At 34.8% G+C, this 23,531-nt stretch carries 16 protein-coding genes; 9 read left to right on the plus strand and 7 right to left on the minus strand.

The genetic code is table 11. The features are described 5' to 3' along the window. From B0A64_RS25415 to B0A64_RS15235, 5 genes are all read right to left on the minus strand, one after another. The coding region (locus B0A64_RS25415) for a hypothetical protein (RefSeq protein WP_208863541.1) at positions 1-214 on the minus strand (214 nt) is incomplete at its 3' end. Continuing rightward, positions 211-1,986: a PAAR-like protein gene (locus B0A64_RS15220; protein WP_089480366.1), complete on the minus strand. Its 1,776-nt coding sequence runs from the start codon at positions 1,984-1,986 to the stop codon at positions 211-213. The genes B0A64_RS25415 and B0A64_RS15220, both read right to left, overlap by 4 nt. Further along, the gene (locus B0A64_RS15225) at positions 1,986-2,732 is read right to left on the minus strand and encodes a hypothetical protein (protein ID WP_089480367.1); all 747 of its coding nucleotides are present in this window, start codon (positions 2,730-2,732) and stop codon (positions 1,986-1,988) included. The genes B0A64_RS15220 and B0A64_RS15225 overlap by 1 nt, the downstream gene beginning before the upstream one ends. A 254-nt stretch (positions 2,733-2,986) precedes the next feature. After that, positions 2,987-6,352: a CheR family methyltransferase gene (locus B0A64_RS15230; RefSeq protein ID WP_089480368.1), complete on the minus strand. Its 3,366-nt coding sequence runs from the start codon at positions 6,350-6,352 to the stop codon at positions 2,987-2,989. Between the two features lie 64 nt (positions 6,353-6,416). Then, positions 6,417-6,869 carry a response regulator gene (locus tag B0A64_RS15235; protein WP_089480369.1) on the minus strand — a complete coding sequence of 151 codons (453 nt, stop codon included), beginning with the start codon at positions 6,867-6,869 and terminating at the stop codon, positions 6,417-6,419. A gap of 335 nt (positions 6,870-7,204) precedes the next feature. On the opposite strand from B0A64_RS15235, the gene B0A64_RS15240 reads away from it, so the two are divergent. The 4 genes from B0A64_RS15240 (at position 7,205) to B0A64_RS15255 (ending at position 10,414) form a co-directional block, all read left to right on the plus strand. Then, positions 7,205-8,167 (plus strand): GlxA family transcriptional regulator, encoded by a 963-nt coding sequence (locus tag B0A64_RS15240; RefSeq protein WP_089480370.1) that lies wholly within the window; start codon positions 7,205-7,207, stop codon positions 8,165-8,167. 75 nt (positions 8,168-8,242) lie between these two features. Further along, positions 8,243-8,809, plus strand: coding sequence for a cysteine hydrolase family protein (locus B0A64_RS15245; protein WP_089480371.1), 567 nt, complete (start codon positions 8,243-8,245; stop codon positions 8,807-8,809). A gap of 367 nt (positions 8,810-9,176) precedes the next feature. Further along, positions 9,177-9,842, plus strand: coding sequence for a 3,4-dihydroxy-2-butanone-4-phosphate synthase (gene ribB, locus B0A64_RS15250; protein WP_089480372.1), 666 nt, complete (start codon positions 9,177-9,179; stop codon positions 9,840-9,842). Continuing rightward, complete coding sequence (locus B0A64_RS15255) at positions 9,842-10,414, plus strand: Crp/Fnr family transcriptional regulator (protein ID WP_208863542.1); 573 nt, start codon at positions 9,842-9,844, stop codon at positions 10,412-10,414. Before ribB ends, B0A64_RS15255 begins: the two co-directional genes overlap by 1 nt. A gap of 47 nt (positions 10,415-10,461) precedes the next feature. On the opposite strand, the gene B0A64_RS15260 is transcribed toward B0A64_RS15255, so the two are convergent. Next, positions 10,462-12,162, minus strand: a complete 1,701-nt coding sequence (locus tag B0A64_RS15260) for a ribonucleoside-diphosphate reductase subunit alpha (RefSeq protein WP_089480373.1) — start codon at positions 12,160-12,162, stop codon at positions 10,462-10,464. Positions 12,163-12,180: 18 nt separating this feature from the next. Beyond that, a complete protein-coding gene (locus B0A64_RS15265; RefSeq protein ID WP_089480374.1) occupies positions 12,181-13,155 on the minus strand; it encodes a ribonucleotide-diphosphate reductase subunit beta in 975 nt (324 codons plus the stop codon). 605 nt (positions 13,156-13,760) lie between these two features. Here B0A64_RS15265 and B0A64_RS15270 point away from each other — a divergent pair. From B0A64_RS15270 to B0A64_RS15290, 5 genes are all read left to right on the plus strand, one after another. Continuing rightward, entirely contained in the window at positions 13,761-14,327 is a 567-nt protein-coding gene (locus B0A64_RS15270) for a GNAT family N-acetyltransferase (RefSeq protein ID WP_089480375.1), read from the plus strand. 184 nt (positions 14,328-14,511) lie between these two features. Further along, positions 14,512-15,720, plus strand: coding sequence for an NO-inducible flavohemoprotein (gene hmpA / locus B0A64_RS15275; protein WP_089480376.1), 1,209 nt, complete (start codon positions 14,512-14,514; stop codon positions 15,718-15,720). A gap of 174 nt (positions 15,721-15,894) precedes the next feature. Further along, positions 15,895-17,457, plus strand: coding sequence for a histidine kinase (locus B0A64_RS15280; protein ID WP_089480377.1), 1,563 nt, complete (start codon positions 15,895-15,897; stop codon positions 17,455-17,457). 106 nt (positions 17,458-17,563) lie between these two features. Further along, positions 17,564-20,164 carry a zinc-dependent metalloprotease gene (locus B0A64_RS15285; protein ID WP_089480378.1) on the plus strand — a complete coding sequence of 867 codons (2,601 nt, stop codon included), beginning with the start codon at positions 17,564-17,566 and terminating at the stop codon, positions 20,162-20,164. A 25-nt stretch (positions 20,165-20,189) separates the two neighbouring features. Continuing rightward, on the plus strand, positions 20,190-23,525 hold the full coding sequence (locus B0A64_RS15290) for a SusC/RagA family TonB-linked outer membrane protein (protein ID WP_089480379.1): 3,336 nt from the start codon (positions 20,190-20,192) through the stop codon (positions 23,523-23,525). The last annotated feature ends 6 nt before the right edge of the window (positions 23,526-23,531 follow it).

Raw genomic sequence — 23,531 nt, forward strand, 5'->3', positions numbered from 1 at the left:
GCCTAGTAAAAAATAAAAAGAAAAAAATAGGAAGTAATGATAATGATAGGAACCAAACAAAGAAAAAAGATAGTAACTCGGTAAAGAATGGCATATAGCAATTTTTCATATGTTTTTCTGAATTTATTAATTGAAGCATCGCTACAAAAATGAATGTTAAAGATGAACTAATTAATGTCGTATTTATTATTATTTTAAATAATTTCTTTGTCATTTTAATTTTATTTTAGTTAACCAAATAAAAGATAATACATCTTTTTCCACTGCTATATATTTATTAAAGCTGTCGATGTTTAATCTATTAATGTAATATGGCATAATGTCAATTTCTCCGTTTAAAGGAAATATCACAGCATTTTCATTTTTATTTTGAGTATATGGATTCACTGATCCTTTGTGTCCGTATGAATGAATAGTTCCTCCGTAAGCTTTTAAAATTGTATGTCCTATTTCATGAGCAGAGGTAAACATAAAATCACAATCTTCGCTTTCTTCTTCATAATAGTCCCATCTCTCATTTTTGATATATGCAATATTATAACAAATTGCTTTTCTAGATACTAGATTACCGACTGCTGACATTGGGTCTTCAATTGTATCAGGATTTCCAGATCTCAACCAATTACCATTTGTATTATATATTAATTTTATACCTCCAATTGAATTTTGATTTGTATTTATACTATTTATAAAAACTTCAAAATCTACTTTATTAATTTTTACATTTTTCCCTTCATTATGATTTCTATTCCTTCCCCAATGATAGTTTAAACCTTCAATAGCCAATTTTTCTAATTCCTTAAAAGAACGAGTTCTCTTTTTTATAATTGGTTTGTCCGGAGTAATTATATCTTCAGGTATTTTATCCCAAGGACAAATTTTAGCAACTATGTCTTTAAACGGATCTAGCTCGTTGCTAGTAAAAGTTTCACTACTAATTTCCTCTCCAATTTTAAACGTATTACATTCCAATCCCTGAGCCCCACCATCGGTAAGATTTACTCTCAAAGTTACATCAATTCGTTTTGTTTTTTTATCAATTTTTACATCGGTCCATTTTACCTCATTGTATTTTGTAGAGAAATCTACGGCAATAGTTTTTGGGATGTTGTCTTTTATTGCTGTAATTCTTGCCGTTATCTCTTTGCCATTAAATCGGGTACTATCATAAATATCATCATTATCAAATCCATCCCAACTAATTGTGTAGCTTCCCATTGTGGTGTAATCAACGGGTTCAAAATCAGGACTGCCTATAGTCGCTTCTGCAGAAGCCATTGGAATCTGTGACGTTTTTTCGGTCTTGAAGAAGTGTTCTTTATTTTCATTTTGAATAATTACCGGTTTCAGGCACGTATAAGCATATAGCTGCTCGCCGTTTTCGGCAATTATCTCAAAATAAAGCTTGTCAATATTATTTTTTTCAAGTGTGTATTTAAACCTGAAAAACTGATTCTCTTCTTTATTTTCAAAATCCAATATCCCAAAAGGAACTATTGTATTTTCGGTTTGGTCAAGTTCGAATTTAACATCAAAATCAGGCGTAAAATCAGGTACTGCTAAACCTGTTGTATCCAGATTAATAATTTCGTTGCGTTGTCCGCAATCCCAAATTTTGATATCGACACCTCCGTATTCGCATTTTATGGTACTTCTTAAAAGCACTGCCAACTCATCCTGAAAATAGACCGTTCCGGGATTCTTCCATTCTCCCAATTTCATGACTGTGGCACAAGGACTGGACCTGAAAAAGCTTTTTTTGCAATTGCCTTTAAAGATCAAACTTGTCCTGTCTCTCTCGACCACGGTAACAACGCGCTTGTCTTGTATGCTTGGCGCATCGTAATTTGTTTTTAGATCGCCATCTGGGATTGTGCATAAATCGCACCTGATTTTGGCTCCATCAATAACAAATTTTAAACCATCCTCAGCATCTTCTTTCTCTTCACGCAGTTTTCGTCTTGCAGTAATATCCGGTTTTGCCATTATAGGGTGGTTTTATAAATGTTATACAAAATGGTTTTTTTTTCTTTTTCTACTTCAATTGTAGCCAGATCTATTTGATCTTTTCTATATTCGATAATACCATCATATTTTATAAAATCGGTATCTTGGTTATCCTCAATAGCCGCTGCTTTTACTAAATAAGTATCAAATTTTTCATCTTTTGGATAAAAGTGTTCTGTTATCACAGCTTTTTTACAATCCAGTAATTTTCTTTTCCTCTCGATAGCATAAGAGTTTCTGTAGAGGCTTGAAAAATAGAGACCAAACATTTTATAATCAGAAAAAAAGGACAATAGCTTTCGCTCTTCTTTTACTATCTCTGTAATATTTTGCCTGTACGATTCTGCGCTAAGACCTATATTATCAATTGCTAGTTTGGCGCTTACAATTTTCCATCTTTCCTTTAGTTCTTCAAAATTTAGGACTTTGATGATTTTGCCGTATTCGTTTATTTCTAGTTCTATTTCGTCAAAAGCGGATCCTGTTTTCTTGAGAAAAAAGATATTTTCTACAGACATATTACTTTTGATTTTTATATCTGAAAGAAATACATGAAACAACATCTCATTTCCATCCCGTTGGTATCTTGTGATAGAAATTTCTCTTGTTTGTCTTATCTTTTTTACCTTTTCAGGATTCGAAAAATCCGATGTGAGGGATTCAAATATAAAATCGTTCGTTTTATCAAGTTCAGGGAGTATACTGCTGTAGTCTAAATAATTCATCCTTTTTAAGTATTAGTCTTTATAACTTTTGCTACTTGTATGATTGTTTTAGGAGGAACATTTTTTTACAAATAAGATTTTATAAAGTTTAAAAAGCACAATTATTCCGCTAGCCACTATAAGTTTTATTGGTAACAGAATAAGACTTTTTTAGAAATAAAATATTGCGATAAATTATTGTCAAGATAATTTCAAAAAAAAGACGATACACTTTTCAGCGTATCGTCTTTTACAATTCAATAAATAGTAAAACCTTAAACAGGCAATATAATATGAAACTCGGCACCAATATTTTCTTCGGCTTTAGAGAAGATGATACCTTTATGGTTTTCTACGATTTTTTTGCCAATGGCAAGACCAATTCCGGTTCCGGTATAAACTTCGTTATTGTGTAAACGCTGGAAAATAGTGAAGATTTTATTCTCGTATTGTTTGTTAAAACCTATTCCGTTGTCTTTTATGATAATTTCGCAATAGCTTAATTTGGGATCTAAAGTGGGATATTTTTTAACCTGACCCGCACTCACTTTCTGAGAATATATTTCGACTTTAGAGAGCGAACCATCGTTTTTGTAAAACTTAAGAGCATTGCTTATTAAATTATAAAAAAGCTGATTCATTTGCAACGGAACTGCCTTAATAACAGGCAATGGTCCTACTTTTATTTTAAGATCACGTTCTTCGATCATTAACTCAAAATCGACCATTATATCAGCTATAATTACATTTAGATCCGTGGTTACAAATTGTCTGTCGGGATTATTAAGATACGAATATGCTAATAAATCTTTGATAAGCGTATTCATGCGTATAGACGATTTACTGATTTTTTCGACCAGACCAAGCGCATCGGCAGAAAAGTTTTCGTTCATTTCCAGAAGTCGGCTTATAAACATCAATATTTTGCGCAAAGGTTCCTGCAAATCATGGCTCGCTACATAGGCATATTCCTGTAGCTGCACATTGGCACCGTGCAAATTCTTGATTAAACTTTCGAGTTCTTTATTTGCGGTCAACAAATCGGCAGTACGTTCCTCTACTTTACTTTCGAAACCACTTGATAATACCTGCAATCTTTTCTCGATAATTCTACGTTCTGTAATGTCTTCGATTGCCAGTAAAATCAATTGCTCTTTGCTGTTTTCGTTGGTCACTTGTCTGGCATTTAGCAGCATGATGCTTTCGCCATAAGGCAGGAGATTTACTGAGATCTGATAATCATCAAGCTGTGTTTTTTCAGGAAGCACTTTTTCGAGCATGGCGCGCATCGGAATGTTATCAAAAAGATGGTTCTGAATTTCGTAAATTAGTTTTCCCGTAGCTTCTTCTTTGGCAATATTATACTTTTTAGAGAACGCTCTATTGATGTTTTTAATCCTTAAATTGGTATCCAATACTACAATAGGTTCTCGAAGAGTCGCTACAATAGCCTCCGTGTAGTTTTTAGAAATATTAATTTGTTGCTGTTTGTTTAAAAGCTCCTGATTAATTTGCAAAAGCTCTTCGTTACTCGATTGTAACTCTTCTTTTGAGGTTTCCAATTCTTCATTCAGACTTTGCAACTCTTCGCTCCCACTCAATAATTCTTCGTTGGCACTTTGCAGTTCTTCGTTTGATGCCTCTTGTTCTTCGCTAATTGCGTTTACATCATCGTGTATTTTTGCGAGCTCTTTTTCGAGTTGGGCAATTTTTCTTAAGTTCGCATTCTCGCTAATTTCTTCTGCCGTAAATTCGCCAGAAGAGATATCTTCTTTTCTAAGGATACTTTTATAAAACAAAACTAAAAAATAAGGCTCTGAAGTATCTTCAAGCGGGCAAATTTCGATCGTAACTTCACTAATTGTTCCTCTACTTTTTACCTGTATCCCTTCTTTTTTTATCAATGAACCTGCTTCTTTGGCTTTATGCCAGGTATTTCTAAGTTCAAATGCCAGGCCTTCGCGAGCCATTTTTAGTAGATTAAAAGTGGGTTTTCCGGTAGAAAGCTCAATAAATTCGGCTATTGATCCGTTAATATGCACGATATCCATTTGCTCGTTTACGATAACACTTGCCGGAGTATAATTGGATAGTAATACTGCTTCGGCACTTTTTCTAAAATCTTCTTTGATAATTTCTTTTCTTGGTATATTGGTTTTCAACGTTTTTAATTTACCATTCGATTGCATACCAGAATGTACGAATCTGCCGGAAACCTGTTTGCGGGTATAAATTTTTCCTGCTTTCTCAAACGGCTGAAAAAGTTCAGCAGCAGGAACAGCAGTTTCTGATTTTCCTAACAGTAAAAATCCGTTTTCTTTTAAGGCATAATGAAAAGTCGCCAGTGCTTTTTTCTGCAACAGCGAATCCATATAAATAAATACATTTCTACAGGTAATTAAATCCATTCTGGCAAAAGGCGGATCTGTTAAAAAATTATGAACCGCAAAAATGCATAAATCCCTAATTTGTCTTTTAATTTTATAACCGCTGGTATTGGCTGTAAAATATTTTGTCAGAATGGTTTCAGACACATTTCGCATTTGCGATTTTCTGTAAAACCCTATTCTGGCTTTTGCAATCGCTACTTCTGAAATATCCGAGGCAAAAATCTGGATTTCTTTTCCCTCCAGGTTTTCACCTAAATATTCGTGTAGCGCAATTGCCAATGTATACGCTTCTTCGCCTGTAGAACAGCCTGCAATCCAGATACGTATTGAGTTTCCTTCGGTTACCCTGTTCGTCAATATCGGAAAAACTCTTTCTCTCATGATCTGAAATATCTTGGTATCTCTAAAAAATTCAGTCACAGGAATCAATAAATCGTTAAACAAGACTTCAGATGCTACTTTATCACCCTGAAGTACTTTTAGATAATCTCTTAAAGTAATAATTTTATTCAGTGCCATTCGCCTTGCAATGCGTCTGCGAATGGTTGTTTGTTTATAATAGGTAAAGTCTACTCCGCTATGATGGCGTAATATTTTTATAATTTCCTGAAAAGCCAGTTCATCATTGGGGTCATTTTCTTCGGTAAAATTGTCTCTTGCCCGGGTAAGTTCCATCAATTTTTCTACAATTTGTTTTGGTGATAAAACATAATCTACTACACCTGCATTAATTGCATTTTGTGGCATTTCGTTATTCGCTGCTTCGATATCCTGTGCAAAAGTAATTCCGCCATGTTTTTTGATTGCTTTAAGTCCAATAGTACCATCAGAACCATTTCCGGAAAGCAAAACGCCATAAGCCAAATCAAGATGAACCTCTGCCAATGAATTAAAAAAAACATCTATAGCCTGATTTTTAGTATCTTTTATACGCGGACTCAACTTAAGAACACCATCAAAAGAAGTCAGCATTTTATTCTCCGGAATCACATAAATAGTATTGGGGGCCAAATGAATATCATCGGTGATTTCATTGATTGGAATTTTGGCAACACGCGATAAAAGTTCTGTAAGCATGCTGTCATGCGACGGATGAAGGTGTTGTACAATGACATAAGCCATTTCAGAATTAGACGGAACTGCTTCGATAAATTGTCTAAAAGCCTCTAATCCTCCCGCTGAAGCACCAATACCTACAATAGGAAAATCCTGGCGCGTAGCCTTAGGTAAACTGTTTTTTTGCGTAGACATGATTTCAATTTTTAGGTGTTAAGGAATGATCTGTAAACAATATTCCATGTAAACTCTTTGAAATCTATACTGTAATGATATATGACTCAATTTTTGCATGCTTCAACTTTTCCTGCCAATCTGTTTCGATGACCTTTTTTAATAACTTTTTCAAATCACCAAAAGCAACTGGTTTTACAATGTAAGCATTTGCGCCCAGACCAAAAGTATTCGTGATACCATCAATAGTTGCTGAAGTTGAATAAATAGCAATCATTGGTATATCCTTGAATCTGGAATCTTCCCTAATTTGTTGCAAGGTTTCGAAACCCGACAATATGGGCATATTAAGGTCTAAAAAAATAATATCGGGAATCTCAAATTTTTTGTCATTAAGACGGTCCAGAAGCTCTACACCATTTCTACAAAATTCAACCGGATGATTTAAATGCAGGTCTTCTACTGCTTCGGCAAAAAACTCTCTGTCGTCTTCGTCATCATCAGTAAGTAAAATTCTAATATTCTCGTTTATATTCATTTTGGGCTAGCGTATATCTCAAATGTACACTTTAATAAACGGGAATAGCCAAAACATAGTAATTTACTTAAAAAATTGGCCTTTACATTCTTATTGCATCTCAAAAATAACGGTTGAACGAGCTATACCATTGCTACCTATGATTTGAAATCTATTATTGTATTTTTCTAAAAATCAAAAGATAAATAGTATTTAAGCTACATACAGATAAAAAGTGCGGTTTTTGCTTTCTTTTAAAAATAAAGATAAAGCCTGTGTTCTACGAGAGGTTTTAGAAATGAAATTAATCGTTTATTTTTGTGAGATCCAAAACGAATGGTAACACAGGCTACAAAATGAAAGAAACAATAGCAACGGTTTATTTTTACATTCCGCAACACGTTACACTTCTGGACTTGAGTGGCGTTCTCGAAGTATTTCAGGAAGCGATAAGGCTTGGATTCCCGTATCAATTGCAATTTATTAGCAGTCAATCCAGTGTGGTTTGTTCTTCCGGATTAGAATTGGCGGCACTTACCCACTTTTCTAAAGTAAAACCGCAGCAAAACGATCTTGTTTTTATTTCCGGGTTCAGCACGCATCAAATCGATCTAAATTTAGAAGATGCTTCTTTTTTTAAATGGCTGGAGCTAGTAAACACCAATAAAACAACACTTTGCAGTATTTGTTCGGGTGCATTTATTTTGGCAAAAGCCGGACTTTTGGATCATAAAGAATGTACCACACATTTTAAACTGGTCGAAAAACTCAAGAACGATTTTCCGCTTGCCCAAACACAAAATAATACCTTGTTTACCCAATCCGAAAATATTTATACAAGCGCCGGAATTATAACCGGAATCGATCTGGCATTGCATATTATCGAACAGCGACACAACAAAGAAACCGCAGCTATAATAGCCAAAGAACTGGTAGTTTATAAACGAAGGCACGGAAATGATAAACAGGAAAGTGTTTATTTGCAAAACCGAAACCATCATGACCAAAAAATTCATATCCTTCAGGATTGGATTATTTCAAATCTGGATAAAACATCAACAATCGATTTTTTGTCCCAATTAGTGCATATCGGCCCTAGAAATCTAACCCGAATTTTTAAGAAACAAACGGGAATCACCATTGCTGAATACCGCACTAAATTAAGAATCGAAAAGGCAAAAAGCCTGCTCACCAATTCTGATTATAAAATAGAACATATTGCCCATTTATGCGGTTACAAAACCTCAAAACAATTGCGCGTTATTCTTGAAACACATCTTGAAGCTTTGCCTACAGTCCTTAAAAAAAGACTGTCTTAAAACGACTATCTTTTGTCCTTTTTTGATCCTGAATACAACGGTATATTTGTATCTAATAATCTAATTTATAAAAAGATGAAGCTTAGAGACCAAAATACAGCCTTGATTCTAATTGATGTTCAGAAAGGTTTTAATGATGAAGAATATTGGGGCGGAAACAGAAATAATAAGGATGCCGAAACAAAAATGATTCAGATCCTCAAACAATGGAGAACGCTTGAATTACCTGTTTTTCATATTGTTCACAGTTCTTTGCAACCCAACTCAAAATTGCACGGTTCTCATCCGGGATTCGAAATAAAAGACGAAGTAAAACCTGTTGCCGGAGAACCCGTAATTACAAAAAATGTAAACAGTGCTTTTATAGGAACTGACTTAAAGGAGCGATTAGATGCTCTTAAAATTAATAAGCTTGTTATTGTAGGTCTTACAACCAATCATTGTGTGTCTACAACGACAAGAATGGCAGGGAATTTAGGATTCGATGTTTATTTAATTTCGGATGCTACGGCGACTTTTGACCGAATTGGGATTAACGGAGAAAAATATGAAGCGGAGTTAGTGCATCAAATCTCTCTGGCAAGTTTGCATAATGAATTTGCTAATGTTATTGATACTGCAAAACTTCTTGAACTGGTATAATTTTTTTTGCCACGATTATTTTGAGGAAAAAAAAGTTTGCCACGAATAACACCATTTTATACAAATTATTTTTTTAAAGATTGCGCACAAACTTAATAATGAGTCATTTGACCAATTTATCAACGTAATATTGTCGGTATCTTTGTTTTTTATTCTCAAAGAGCACAAAAGAAATTAGCAAAAATTCGTGCAATTCGTGGCTAACTTTTTTAAACACAAGCACAACAAAAGAAATTAGCGAAAATTCGTGTAATTCGTGGCAAACTTAAAATTAGCGAACTCATTTTATTGACCTATATCAAACTTTTGCGTGTTTAACAACTTTAGATTTGTTGCTTATTAATTTTCAAAAAACATTCAAAGCAAAATGATAAGCACACTCACCTATCCTCTGGAAAAATTTGGTCTAACAAGTATAAAACGTGTAGAAAATGCGTTGCGGCAGTTGCAAAACGGAAAAGGAATTTTATTAACCGATGATGAAAATCGGGAAAATGAAGGGGATTTAATTTTTTCGGCACACCACATGAGTGTTTCAGATATGGCTCTGATGATTCGGGAATGCAGCGGAATTGTTTGCCTTTGCCTGACCAATAAAAAAGCAGATGATCTCGAATTGCCTTATATGGTTCAGGAAAACACGAGTAGTTTCCAGACTCCTTTTACCATTACGATCGAAGCAAAAAAAGGGGTTACCACAGGAGTTTCGGCAGCAGATCGAATCACTACGATTAAAGCGGCAAGTGCGCTAAATGCAAAAGCTTCAGATTTAGCCAGACCGGGACATATTTTTCCGTTGCGTGCCAAAAATAATGGGGTTCTCGAACGAAACGGACATACTGAAGGTAGTGTAGATTTGATGAAATTAGCGGGTTTACAACCGGAAGCAGTTTTATGTGAGTTAATGAATGAAGATGGCAGTATGGCAAAACTTGACAAAATCATTAGCTTTGCAGCACAACACGATTTGGTAGTATTGTCTATAGAAGATATTATTTATTACCGCAAATTTGTGAGAGATTATAACCAATAATGATATACGAACAACTTGGCTCTTATATAAAAGATCGTATTGCGGTTTCTGATGAAGACCTCCGTACGATTTTGTCGTATTTTAAACCTTTACAACAAGGTAAAAATGATTTCTTGCTTTCGGCGGGACAAACCAGTCAGAATACCTATTTTGTAGGCAAAGGCTGCCTGAGGATCTTTTTTATCAATGAAGAAGGAAAAGACGTAACCCGATATATTGCTTTTGAAAATCAGATTGCAACGGCATTGGTGAGTTTTATTACCAAATTGCCTTCTACAGAATACATTCAGGTGGTCGAAAAATCAGAATTATTGTTTATAAGTCACGAGGATTTTGATCATTTAATACAAATTATTCCGCTTTGGAGAGAGTTTTATTGCCGGTACTTAGAAAGGGCTTATGTCAATAATACCAACAGATTAATGTCATTTACGACTATGGATGCGCTCGAAAGATACCAGTTATTGCTCAAAATAAATCCAACGATTGTAAAACGATTGCCCAATAAAATAGTGGCTTCTTATATAAATATTTCTCAGGAAACTTTAAGCAGGTTAAAATCTAAGGTTTGATACTGTTTTGGATATAAAAAAAGCCGGATAAATCCGGCTTTCGTTTTTTATGATTCGCAACTGCTACAGGTAACAAGACTTGCAACAAGCTCTTTTGATACACTCTGACTGCGTTGGTAATATAAACTTTTAACCCCCAATTGCCATGCTTCGATCATTAAACGGTTTACTTCTTTAACCGGCAGATCTGATGGGATGTTAAGGTTTAAACTTTGTCCCTGATCTACATATTTCTGGCGTATTGAAGCTTGTTGTATAATCTCTAACTGACTGATTTCTTTAAAGGTTTTAAATACATCTTTCTCATTCTGGCTTAACTGGCTCATGTGCTGTACGCTTCCGCCGTTTAGCATGATTTCTCTCCAGACTTCTTCATTATCAAGTCCTTTTTCTTCAAGTAAAATTTTAAGGTATTTATTTTTACGCATAAAATTTCCTTTGCTCAGACCTGCTTTATAATAATTACTGCTAAAAGGCTCAATTCCGGGTGATGTTTGTCCTAAAATTGCCGATGATGATGTTGTTGGTGCAATAGCCATTGTGGTGGTATTGCGTCTTCCGTATCCTTTTAATAGTTCAGGCTCACCATAAATTCGTGCCAGATCCTGAGTTGCTTTATCTGCTTTGTCACTTATATGCTGAAAAATTTCTGTGGTTTTCATCTTGGCTTCAAGACCTTCAAACGGAATCATATTTTTTTGCAAATACGAATGCCATCCCAGTACGCCAAGTCCTAGTGCACGATGTCTTTTGGCAAAACGATTTGCTGCCGCCAGATAATAATTACCTTCTGTTTTTTCTATAAATTCCTGCAAAACGGCGTCTAAAAAAAAGATCGCTAATTTTACGGCTTCAGTATCTTTCCACTCTTCATAAAGTTCCAGGTTCATAGACGAAAGACAGCAAATAAACGATTCATCTACACTTGATGGCAACATGATCTCGCTACAAAGATTGCTGGCATTAATACGCAGGTTTTTATCTTTATAAACTTGTGGTTTGTTCTTGTTTACGTTGTCACTAAAAAAGATATAAGGCAATCCTTTTTGCTGACGGCTTTCGAGAACTTTGGCCCAAATTTGTCTTTTATCACTATCGCCATCAATCATTTCCTGCATCCAGTAATCCGGTACACAGATTCCGGTAAACAAATTCTGAATAGGATTTCCGATGCTCTTGATCTTCAAAAATTCTTCAATATCCGGATGATCTACATCCAGATAAGCTGCAAAAGCTCCTCTGCGAACGCCTCCTTGCGAGATAGTATCCATGGTAGTATCAAAAAGTTTCATAAAACTTACAGCTCCACTACTCTTTCCGTTGTCCGTTACGGCGCTTCCTCTTTCGCGCAATTCTCCAAAATAGCCCGATGTTCCTCCACCAATTTTGGTTTGCATGATAACCTCGCCTAATTTATGGGTAATTCCTTCGATTTCGTCAGGAACGTGAACATTAAAACAGGATATTGGCAAACCGCGCTCTGTTCCCATATTAGCCCAAACAGGCGAACTAATACTCATCCAGCCCCGTTCGATCATTTCTACAAAAGACTCTTTTAGCTCCGGTTTATAAAGTCTTTTTGCCGCAGCAGTACAAATTCTGTCAATTGCACCTTCTACAGTTTCCCCCTTTAAGAGGTAACCACGATTTAAAATTTGTTCACTTTCAGAGTTTTTCCACCACATTTTATTATCGGCTTCGCTTAACGGAGCACTATTTCCTGAAATTGTGTCTATTATTGTCTTCATACTTGTCAATTGCTGTTTTTAGAAAAGGTCGTTTGCGGTAATACTTTTGTCATGTTTGGTATATTCTACCGGTCTTTTTGCAAAAAAATCATCCAGACTATTCGCAAAAACTTCTTCCTCAAACCACGCCATTGCTTTATAATCTTCGGGCGCAACATTAAATATGGTTGGAATATTAATTTGAGTCAGACTTTCGTCGATTCTAAATTTCATAAAGTTCACCAAATCTGCTTTTTTGATACTTTCGATTTCACCATCTTCAAATATCCAATCTAATATGTCTGCTTCTACACTTATCGAATTTTTGACTGTTTCACGAACAAGGTCTAAAGTTTGCTCATCGAAATAATCCGGAAATTCTTCGCGTATTTTATTGATAATGTAAATACCGCCATTGGCATGAATTTGCTCATCGATAGAAGTCCATGCAATAATATTACTAACGTTTTTCATGTATCCTTTAAATCTCGTAAACGATAATAAAATAGCAAATTGACTAAAAAGGGATACGTTTTCGATCAGAATACTGAATAATATCAGTGATACTACATATTTTTTATTGTCTTGTGATTTGGTATCTTTAAGCACATCCGAAAGATAATCGACACGCTTGCGCACAACCGGAATATCCATTAATTTTTCGAATTCATCATTATAGCCTAAAACCTCCAAAAGACGCGAATAAGCCTCTGAATGCCTGAACTCACACTCGGCAAAAGTACTGCCTAAACCATTGAATTCCGGTTTTGGAAAGTGCTCGTAAATATTGCCCCAAAAACTTTTTACCGCTACTTCAATTTGTGCAATTGCCAATAAACTATTTTTGATTGCTGTTTTTTCAGCAGCATTCAAATGCGAATGAAAGTCTTGAGTATCAGCCGTAAAATCAACTTCGGTATGAACCCAATAGGCTTTATTGATGGCTTCTGTAAATTGCAATACCTCTGGATATTCAAAAGGTTTATAATTGATTCTTTTATCGAAAATAGACATATATATAATATTAAATGGTGACTTATCAGGAATAAAAATGATTCGTTTATCGGGGAGTTTTAAACGTCATTTCGATCTGTACAAAATTAACCCACAGTTCTTCTTTTGCCCCTCTTTTGATGTTAAAAAACCATTCAATTATCAACAGGTTAAGCGACCCTTAATCCCGGTAAAAAACTACTTTTTATCAACAGCAATATAATAATGGCTAATAGCCGTAACATCAGTTATTTGTATCAAATCTAAATAGAGTTATCAACATAAAAAAGAGGTATCAATCTACCCTTTTCCAAAAACACTTATCAACAGTAAAACTCTAAAAAATAATCTTTTTACTACAAAAAATTAAGGTTCTGAAAAATAATTTAGTCGTGCATACCTATTTTTCAATTGCTATTCCCTGCTTTGAGATTTGTATTTTTTACACTTTTTAAATTCAACTAACTAATTGATTTTAAGTTTTTTAAACCCTAAAAACAAACCCGTTTTAAGGCGCCCTGTTTTATCGAAAACGCAAAAAAAGGAATCGATTTTAGCATTAAACAACTAAAAAACGCCAATATTTAAAAGTTACCGTAATTTTGTAACATCATAAAAGAAAAAACATGACGATTAGAAAAGCAACTTTTGAAGATTCTGAAATTATAGCAACACATTTGTTGCTTGCGATGGAAGAAATAATCTATAAATTTATTGGGATAAAAGAGTATAAAACGGCTTATTATTTCCTGCTTCATTTTGTTGAAACAGAAAATAACCAATACTCCTACCAAAATTGTTTTGTTGCCATAGACCAAGACGAAATTATAGGCGCTGTCTCCGTTTATGACGGAGCAAAAATACATACTTTAAGAAAACCTGTTGTTGATTATGTTCGCCTGAATTTTAATCCGGATTTTGATCCTGAAGATGAAACGCAAAGCGGCGAATTTTATATTGATTCTCTGGGTGTAAATCCCAAATGTCAGGGAAAAGGTATTGGCTCTAAAATATTGCAGTTTTTGATTGAGGAATATGTAACTCAAAATAATCTGACTTTGGGATTGCTGGTCGAAGAAGAAAACCCAAGTGCCAAAAAACTCTATTTAAAATTAGGTTTTAAAATTGTTGGTGTGAAAACTTTGGTTGGGAAAACGCTGGAACATCTTCAGCTAAAAAAGGAGTTTGTTTAGTTTCATTCTTTACTTTAACTATTTTAACACATAGAAAAAACAGGCGTAACAATTTTGTTTTGATAAGATCCTTATGATTTGAATCATAAAATAGAGCTTTGTGGCTGGTTTAAATTTGTAACTATAAATTCTAAAAAGAGTTTAGTACTACTTAAAAATTTAAATCCAAATTCAAATTATCAAAATGAATCCACATCAAAAAGAATTAATCAAAGCTACAATTCCTATTTTAAGATCAAACGGAGAAGATCTAACCACTTACTTTTATGCCCGAATGTTCAAGCATCATCCTGAGTTAAAAAACATTTTTAATATGGGAAATCAGGCAAATGGAAGACAAAAATCGGCTTTGGCAAATGCCGTGCTGGCTTATGCCGAGAATATCGATGCTCCTGGTGTATTGATTCCTGTTTTGAGAGGAATAGGAACTAAACACAGAAGCCTGAACATCCAGCCGGAACAATATAAAATCGTAGGAACGCAATTGCTTGCTTCTATCGCAGAAGTTGTAGGCGATGCTGCAACTCCCGAAATTCTCGAGGCCTGGACGGTTGCTTATTATGAGCTTGCACAAATTATGATCGATCTCGAAAAAGAATTGTATGAGCAAAATGCTGCGAAACCCGGAAGTTGGAATGGCTGGAGAAATTTTGTCATAAAAAAAATAACAGAGGAATCCAGCGAAATTAAATCCTTTTATCTTTATCCGGAAGACGGACAAAAAATTACAGATTTTGATCCGGGACAATTTATAAGCGTTCAGGTTTTTGTTGCTGAATTAGGCTTTCTACAACCCAGACAATATAGTTTATCGAGTGCTTTTAATGCCGAATATTATCGAATCTCAGTAAAAAAAGAAATCGGAATTGGTACTAATCCATCTGGTTTGGTTTCAAAAACCCTTCATTCAAAATCAGAAGGTGATGTAATTTCAATTTCGGCTCCGGCAGGATTATTTCACTTAGAAAAAGATTCCCAAAATCCGTTGATCCTAATTAGCGGTGGCGTTGGGTTAACACCAATGTTGAGTATGCTTGAAACAAATCTAAACGCAATACAAAACAAAAAAACAGTTTGGATACACGGTTGCAGAAACGAAACTGTTCATGCTTTCAGGGATCAGATTGCCACTTTAAAACAAGAGGTAAAATGGCTCGAAACTTTTACTTTTTATGATACGCTACAAAAACCTGATGCATCAGACCAGATTATCGAAGGTCGTGTTGATCTATCTAAATGCAAAGATTCTATTTTATTAGAAAACGCAAAATTCTATATCTGTGGACCGGAAATTTTTATAAAAACACAATATGAGGCGCTGATCGATTTAAATATAAATCAAAGTAATATTTTTTATGAAGAATTTGGACCGCAACTTATTAATCTGAATTAATTTTAACCTTATTCTTCCGTTAACAAGATTTTTACTAAACGACTTGTCGAAATAGGTGTTAACTTTTTATAACTAAAAGGCTATCAGACAAAAAGTTTTATATTTGCACACGAAAAAATTAAAACCACAGTGTAATAAGAGCTGAAATATGCTCTTATTTTTTAATCTTTACTTTTGAAATTTACTTTAAAAAATACTTTTTCCGGCAGGAACTTCTTCATTTTAGGAATCATTTTTATTATTCTTACCTTAATTTCGACTTATGTTTTAAGTGGTTTAATCACGCAGATAACCGAAAAAACAAAAAGTGATACGGAGCAACGTAGTTTGGTAAAAAAACAGGAAACTATAGCCCGGGAATTTTCAAGCTTTCTGGATACGCAAAAAGAAATCGTACATGTTATAGCGATTAGTAATTCTAAAAATTTATCTGATAATCTAAAGGTTTTAAGTGCCATTCATGCCAATGACAGTTTGGTAAAAAACAACTGGTTTAAGATCAACGACCAAAAATCAGAATTTACGACTTCTAAAAACAGTAGTAATCTGGAATCTTCCCTTACTAAACTTATAGTTCAAAACGGAGATAAAGACCAGTTTAATACTATTATAAAAGACGGTTCTGTTTTTTTATGGCGTATAATCTTCAGGGCTGTAGCGGCAAACGGAACCATAGTTCGATATGGGTACGATATTAACCTGCGATCATTGCAATCCTGCTTTATGAATCTGGAACAGCAAACTACCAGTTATGCTTTTGTTTTTGATGAAAAAGGAACAATACTCTATCATCCGGAAGTAAAACTTTTGAAGAAAAATGTTTTTAAAATTTCAAATCTACATCCGGCAGATACGACTTTAACGACCAAATATCCTATTAACAGAACCATTGCAATTTCAGAATATTTGGGACTGGATATTGTGCGCTATACAAAACGATTAAATGTAAAAGGGACGCATTGGTACATATCGATCAACTTTCCTAAAAAAATCTCAAACGAAGATGTCGAAGCGGTTCAAAAGTATGCTTCGTTGATTTACTTTATTACAACGGCAATTCTAATATTGTTCTTTTACCTGTTTACCGTTTTTACGCGCAAAAATTTTCAGGAAAAAGAAGTGCTTGCCGAAGAAAAAAATAATCTTTTGGTCGAAAATGAAAAGATCAATAAAGAAAAAGCCCTAATTCAGCTGCACCAGTTAAAAGAACAAATCAATCCGCACTTTTTATTCAATTCGCTCAATTCGCTTTATATGCTTATTGACAGTAATACCGGAGTTGCAAGAAAGTTTACGCTAAATCTTTCCAAAATTTACCGCTATCTTATTAATCCTCCTGTCAATAATATTGTTACGGTTCAGGAAGAGTTACTATTTATAGAGAAATACATCTTTTTGCAACAAACGCGTTTTACAAACGAATTTGTTTTTACAATTAACATTCAGGACGAAAATATTCTGGCCAAAAAAGTACCGTATCTGGCTTTTCAGATTGCGGTCGAAAATGCCATAAAACACAATATAGCATCTGAAGAAAACCCTCTGCAAATCACAATTGACATCAACGAAAATGTTGTAATTATTACCAATAACTTAAACGAAAAGCAAAACTTCGAGAAAGAATCCAAGTTTGGTCACAAATACTTAGCAAGTATCTATAATTATTATAATAAAAATGATTTTGAAGCCTTCAAAAAAGACGGAGATTTTACTTGCATTTTGCCCTTAATTGGATAAAAAAAAATCATTCACTCCCGAAAAAAAGCCACTCACTCCTTTTTGTTTTTTTTAACGTTAGCCTTGCAATATTTTTAGCAAAAAATTAACCTAAACTTAACTTTCTATGAAAGAAAAGGCAATGTTGAGAAATCTAAAAAATATCGCTTTAGCGGTATTAGTATTGAATGCCGGTACTGTGATTGCTCAAAAAAAGAATAAAAAAAATAAAGAAGACAAAACAGAACAAGTAAAAGATTCATTAAAAAATTCGAAAGGACAAAAATATGATGATCTTATAAAAAAAGGAACTTTCAAGAAAGGATTGTTCAATACGATTCAGGTTAAAACAGATTTATATTTAGAGATCAACGATTCGCTTTTTCAAAGAGAATTTCTGGTTGTCAATAAAATTTCAAATGTTCCTTTGCCGGTTAATGATGCGGGATTAAATAAAGGAATGAATTACGAAAACAAGATCATTACTTTTCATAAAGATCTTGTTGCCAAAAAAGTTTGGGTAAAATCATCTGTGCCTAAAGTTTCCTCTCCTGTTGGAGACGCTATAACTGCATCTGTAAATAGCAATTTTTCAGAATCTATAATAGAAGTTTTTGATATCGAAACCAAAAACAACGATTCGACTTCGGTTGTCATTAAAGCAAACAAAGTTTTTGACGGAAAACAAAAAAGTTTCAATGATGTTTTAAGCAACATTGGTTTTGGAGGATCTGTAAAATCTGAGCTTTCGTATATAGAAAGTGTGAAAACTTTTCCTAAAAATATCGTAGTCAAATCGCAGCTTACTACTTCTGTAAACGAAGGTGGTCCTGCGCTGTCTGTTACGCTTGGAGTAACTTCAAATATTATTTTATTAGACAAAGTACCTATGCAGGCTCGTTTTGCAGACAAACGTATTGGATATTTTGCTGAAAAGCACTGGTATTTTAGCGACAGCCAGCATGCAATGCTCGAAAAAGAGTTAATCACGCGTTGGCGATTAGAGCCTAAAAAGGAAGATATCGAAAAATACCGCAAAGGCGAATTGGTAGAACCTAAAAAACCTATTGTTTATTATATCGATCCGTCGACACCCAAACAATGGCGCTCGTATATTATAGAAGGAGTTCGCGATTGGCAAGCTGCTTTTGAAAGAGCCGGTTTTAAAAATGCTGTAATTGCAAAAGAACCTACTGAAGCCGATACTGATTTTGATATCGATGATGTACGGTATTCGGTTATTACATATGTAGCTTCTCAAAAATCGAATGCGATGGGACCTGCAGTTGTAGATCCAAGAAGTGGTGAGATTATCGAATCTGATATTATCTGGTGGCATAATGTTATGACGTCACTACAAAGCTGGATGCGCATACAAACCGGTGCAATCGACCCAAAAGCAAGAGCAAACAAATTTAGCGACGAACACATGGGCGAAGCGATACGTTTTGTATCGTCTCACGAAGTGGGGCACACTTTTGGTCTTAAGCATAATATGGGAGCTTCGTTTGCTTATCCGGTAGAATCGCTTCGATCTGCGGCTTTTACAGCAAAAATGGGAGGAACAGCGCCTTCGATCATGGATTATGCACGTTACAATTATATTGCACAACCGGAAGACAACGTCGAAGCCATTACGCCAAAAATTGGTGAATATGATAAATATGCTATCGAATGGGGTTACAGATGGTATGCGGATCAAATTGAAGAACACAATGCGCTAAACGCTTTGATTACCAAAAACCAGAACGATCCTGTTTATTTTTATGGAGAACAACAAGATGGTGACAGCACAATAGATCCTCGTTCGCAGTCTGAAGATTTAGGCGATGATGCCATGAAAGCAAGCGAATACGGACTTAAAAACCTTAAAAGGGTTGTTGCCAAAATCCTGGAATGGACGTATGATAAAGACGAATCATATTACGAAACGGGCAAACTATATATAGGTGCAATTGGTCAATGGAATCTTTATAACTATCATGTTTTAACCAATGTTGGTGGTATCTACCTGAACACAACAGTTCATGGCGATAACAAACCAAGTTATGTTGCGGTTCCGGCTGCGATCCAGAAAAGAGCGGTTTCTTACTTATTAAACAATAGTATCAAATTGCCGGAATGGTTATTCTTTAACCCAATTCTGGATAAAACAAACCCATTAAAAGATTCTCCTCTGGGACCTTTTGAGTATACGCCTTATACGCTTGCCAGAGAATTGCAATACAGCGTGATATACAACTTATTAAGCGACGACCGTTTGTTGAGGATTACAGAAAATGAGTTGTTTCAGCGTAATGAAGCTAAAGAAAATGTGTATACCGTAACACAATTATTCAAAACAATACACCAGAGCATTTTTGCTCCTACGATCCAGAACAAATCGCTAACGATTATGGAGCGTATGACTCAGAAAAATTATGTCGATGTGCTGATTGTTTCGACAAATAAGCTTTTTGAAAAAACAGATGCCAAGAAAAGCATTCAGTTAGAAGAAACTTTAAGTATGCCGCATTTATGTGATTATCTCGAAGAATCTAAAATGGCACGCAATATTAATCAGTCTTCCCTAAAAAGAGTTTCTGAAGTTACATCTGATAAAAAAGGAGAATTAAATCAGGTTTTACACTTATTAAAAGCAAAAAGAAATATTGGAAATCAGGAAACCAGAAACCATTATTTTGATTTGATTCAGCGTATCGAAAAAGCATTAAACAACACATTATAATTAACACAAATCCAAAAACAACCCAATGAAGAATTTATTTTACATGCTGAGTTTCCTTCTTACCCTATCTGGGTATGCGCAGGAAAGGACTATAAAAGGAAAGGTGCTCGATGCAAAAGACGGAATGCCAATGCCGGGAGTTACTGTTTTTCTTGAGAACAGTTCCGTATCAAACAACACCCAACAAAAAGGCGTAATTCAAAGTGCCAGCTTAGGAACCGTAACCGATTTTGATGGTACATTTGAATTTAAGATCAACAATAGTATGAAGAGTTTAAGAGTAACTTATGTAGGTTACCAACCTTATACAATTGATATTACAGGACAAAATAACTATACTATTTCTTTAAAATCTGATTTAAGCGAATTAAAAGAAATTGTAGTAACGGGTTACCAAAAAATCGAAAAAAGAAAATTAACATCGGCTGTTGCACAAGTCGAGATGGCAGATATCAAACAAGCGGGTGTTGCAAGTTTGGATCAAATGTTAATTGGTCAGGTTGCGGGTGTAGCGGTAACGCAACAAACGGGAGCTCCGGGAACAATATCTAAAATCAGAATTCGTGGTACAGCCTCACTTTCAGGAGCTCAGGACCCATTATGGGTACTGGATGGTTTACCTCTGGAAGGAAATGATGTTCCTCAAAATTATGACAAAGACAATATCGATGTATTAAACAATTTTTCTATAGCAGGTTTAAACCCTGAAGACATCAAAGATATTACCATACTAAAAGATGCTGCTGCAACTGCAATTTATGGTGCAAGAGCTGCAAACGGAGTTATTGTGGTAACAACTAAAAAAGGAAGAAAAGGAAGCATGAAAGTAGACTTTAGCGTAAATACTTTCGTGACTCAAAAACCTGATTTTTCTAAATTAAACCTTTTAAATTCATCTCAAAAAGTAGATTTTGAACTTTCGCTAGCTTCTAGAGAGGATTTGACTTACAGAGACACAAACGGAGAAATTTCCCGTATTCTAAACCAGGCTAATGAATTAGGAGCCTATAGATCGGGAGGTTTTTCGTCTCTAAGTCCTGCAACACAAAATTCGATCAACACTTTAAGAAGCAATAATACCAATTGGGGTGATTTGTTGTACCAAAGTGCGATCAACAAACAATATGCATTAAGCTTGTCCGGTGGTGGAGAAAAATCTGATTACTATTTCTCTTTAGGGGCGTATGATGAACAAGGTACTACTATTGGAACAGGTTTTAAAAGATACAATCTTACCTTAAAAAACAACTACGAGGTAACCGATAAATTACATGTAGGTATTGGAATATTTGGTACTCAAAGCAAAAAACAATCTTATATTACAGATGCAGATGCTTATACAAATCCTTCTAATTACTCCAGAAATGTAAACCCATACCTAACTCCGCTAAATGCTGACGGAAGTTACAATTATGACAAAGATATCAGAGGATACGCAGGTAATTATATTCCTTTTAACATCTTAGAAGAAAGAGCAAATACCAATTACGAATTAACAACAAGATCTGTAAAAGCGATACTTGATATTGATTACAGAATTGCAAAAGGCTTAAAAGCAAGTACACAAATTGGTTTACAGTTTGACAATAATGCATCTGAAAAATATGCCGCTCAGGAAACTTACTATACCAGAAAAGAAAGAGAAAAATCACGTATTTTTACAGATGATGGTGATACTTTTTTCCTTCCTGCCGGAGGAATCATTCAAAACTCAAACACAGACTTTTTTCAATACAACTGGAAAACAATGCTTAACTACAGCACCACTATCAATGGTAAACATGAGATAGAGGTTATGGCCGGAAATGAGTTAAGAAGAAACAACAGTACTTCTATTGCTACAAAAGGATTTGGTTTTGATCCAAAAACACTGACTACAACTCAAATTACTTTTCCAAATGCAAATTCTGCGGCTAATGCAAACTGGAGAACGTATCAAAAGAATGAAAACGAAAATGCATTTGCTTCCTTTTTTGCAACAGCATCTTATACTTACGATAGAAAATATACTTTCTTTGGAAGTGTTCGTTACGACGGATCAGATTTATTTGGTGCAGATCCTAAATACAAATACTTGCCATTATGGGCAGTGTCAGGTTCATGGTTAGTATCTGAAGAAAATTTCTTGAAAGAAAGTGCTGTAATTTCTAATTTAAGATTACGTGCTTCTTACGGTTTACAAGGAAACATCGACAAAAACACCTCTCCTTTTGTAGTAGGACAAAACCAGACAACGGTTATCTTACCGGGACAAACAGAGCCTGTTATTTCTGTATCGTCACCACCAAATGATAAATTAAGATGGGAGAAAACCACCAATACCAACTTTGGGATGGACCTTGGTTTGTTCAACAATCGTATCAACATTGTAACAGATGTTTATGGTAGAAAAAGTACCGATTTGATTGGTTTACAATCTCTGCCTCTTGAAAACGGATTCGAATTTACAAACGCTAACTGGGCGCAGGTAACCAATAAAGGATTTGAAATTGCTTTGTCTACACAAAACATAAATAATCCAAATTTTAAATGGAGTACAACGATTAATTTCGCTCACAATAAAAGTAATGTAGATCGTATTCAGGTAAGATCAAACAGTTATTTACCTTCTAGAGAAGGCCTCCCGGTCAATGCGGTATTCGCATTAAAAACTGCAGGAATTGATGAAAATGGTTATCCTTTATTTGTAAATAAAAAAGGAGAAACTGTAAACTCACAAACCTTTTTTGCCCTTTATGACCCCTACGCAGATGTATTTCCGGGAGTACTCTCTACAACAAAACTTTCAGATGCAGACACAAGAGACTTGTTTACGTATGCTGGAGATTTAGATCCTAAATTTACAGGAGGTTTTACTAACACGTTCAAAGTGAGTAATTTTGATCTTACTATTGCTACTACTTTCAACATCAAGCAAACTGTAGTACAAAAACCTACTTTTAATGGTACAACATTAGATCGTGGTCAAAACTATACTACAGATGCCTTAAAAGCATGGTCACCAACTAATACAAGCTCAAACATACCGGGTATTACAAGCGAAACTTCAGGAACAGGAGATTCATGGATGGCGTACCAATGGTATTCTGGCGGAAACCAAATCGAAATGTACAACTATCTGGATACATGGGTGCACGAAATGAGTTTTATGCGTTTAAGCAGTGTTCGTTTTGGATATACTTTGCCTAAAAAAGCAACGAATAGTATGTTTATGGATAACATTAGATTTAGTATAGAAGGTAGAAACTTATTCGTAATCAGTTCTGATTACAAAGGGTACTTTGATCCTGAAACATACGGAAATATCTATGCACAACCAATCCCAAGATCATTGTCTTTAGGATGTAACCTAACTTTTTAAACTGAC

Origin of the sequence: Flavobacterium araucananum, from assembly GCF_002222055.1 — a bacterium.
Taxonomy (GTDB): domain Bacteria; phylum Bacteroidota; class Bacteroidia; order Flavobacteriales; family Flavobacteriaceae; genus Flavobacterium; species Flavobacterium araucananum.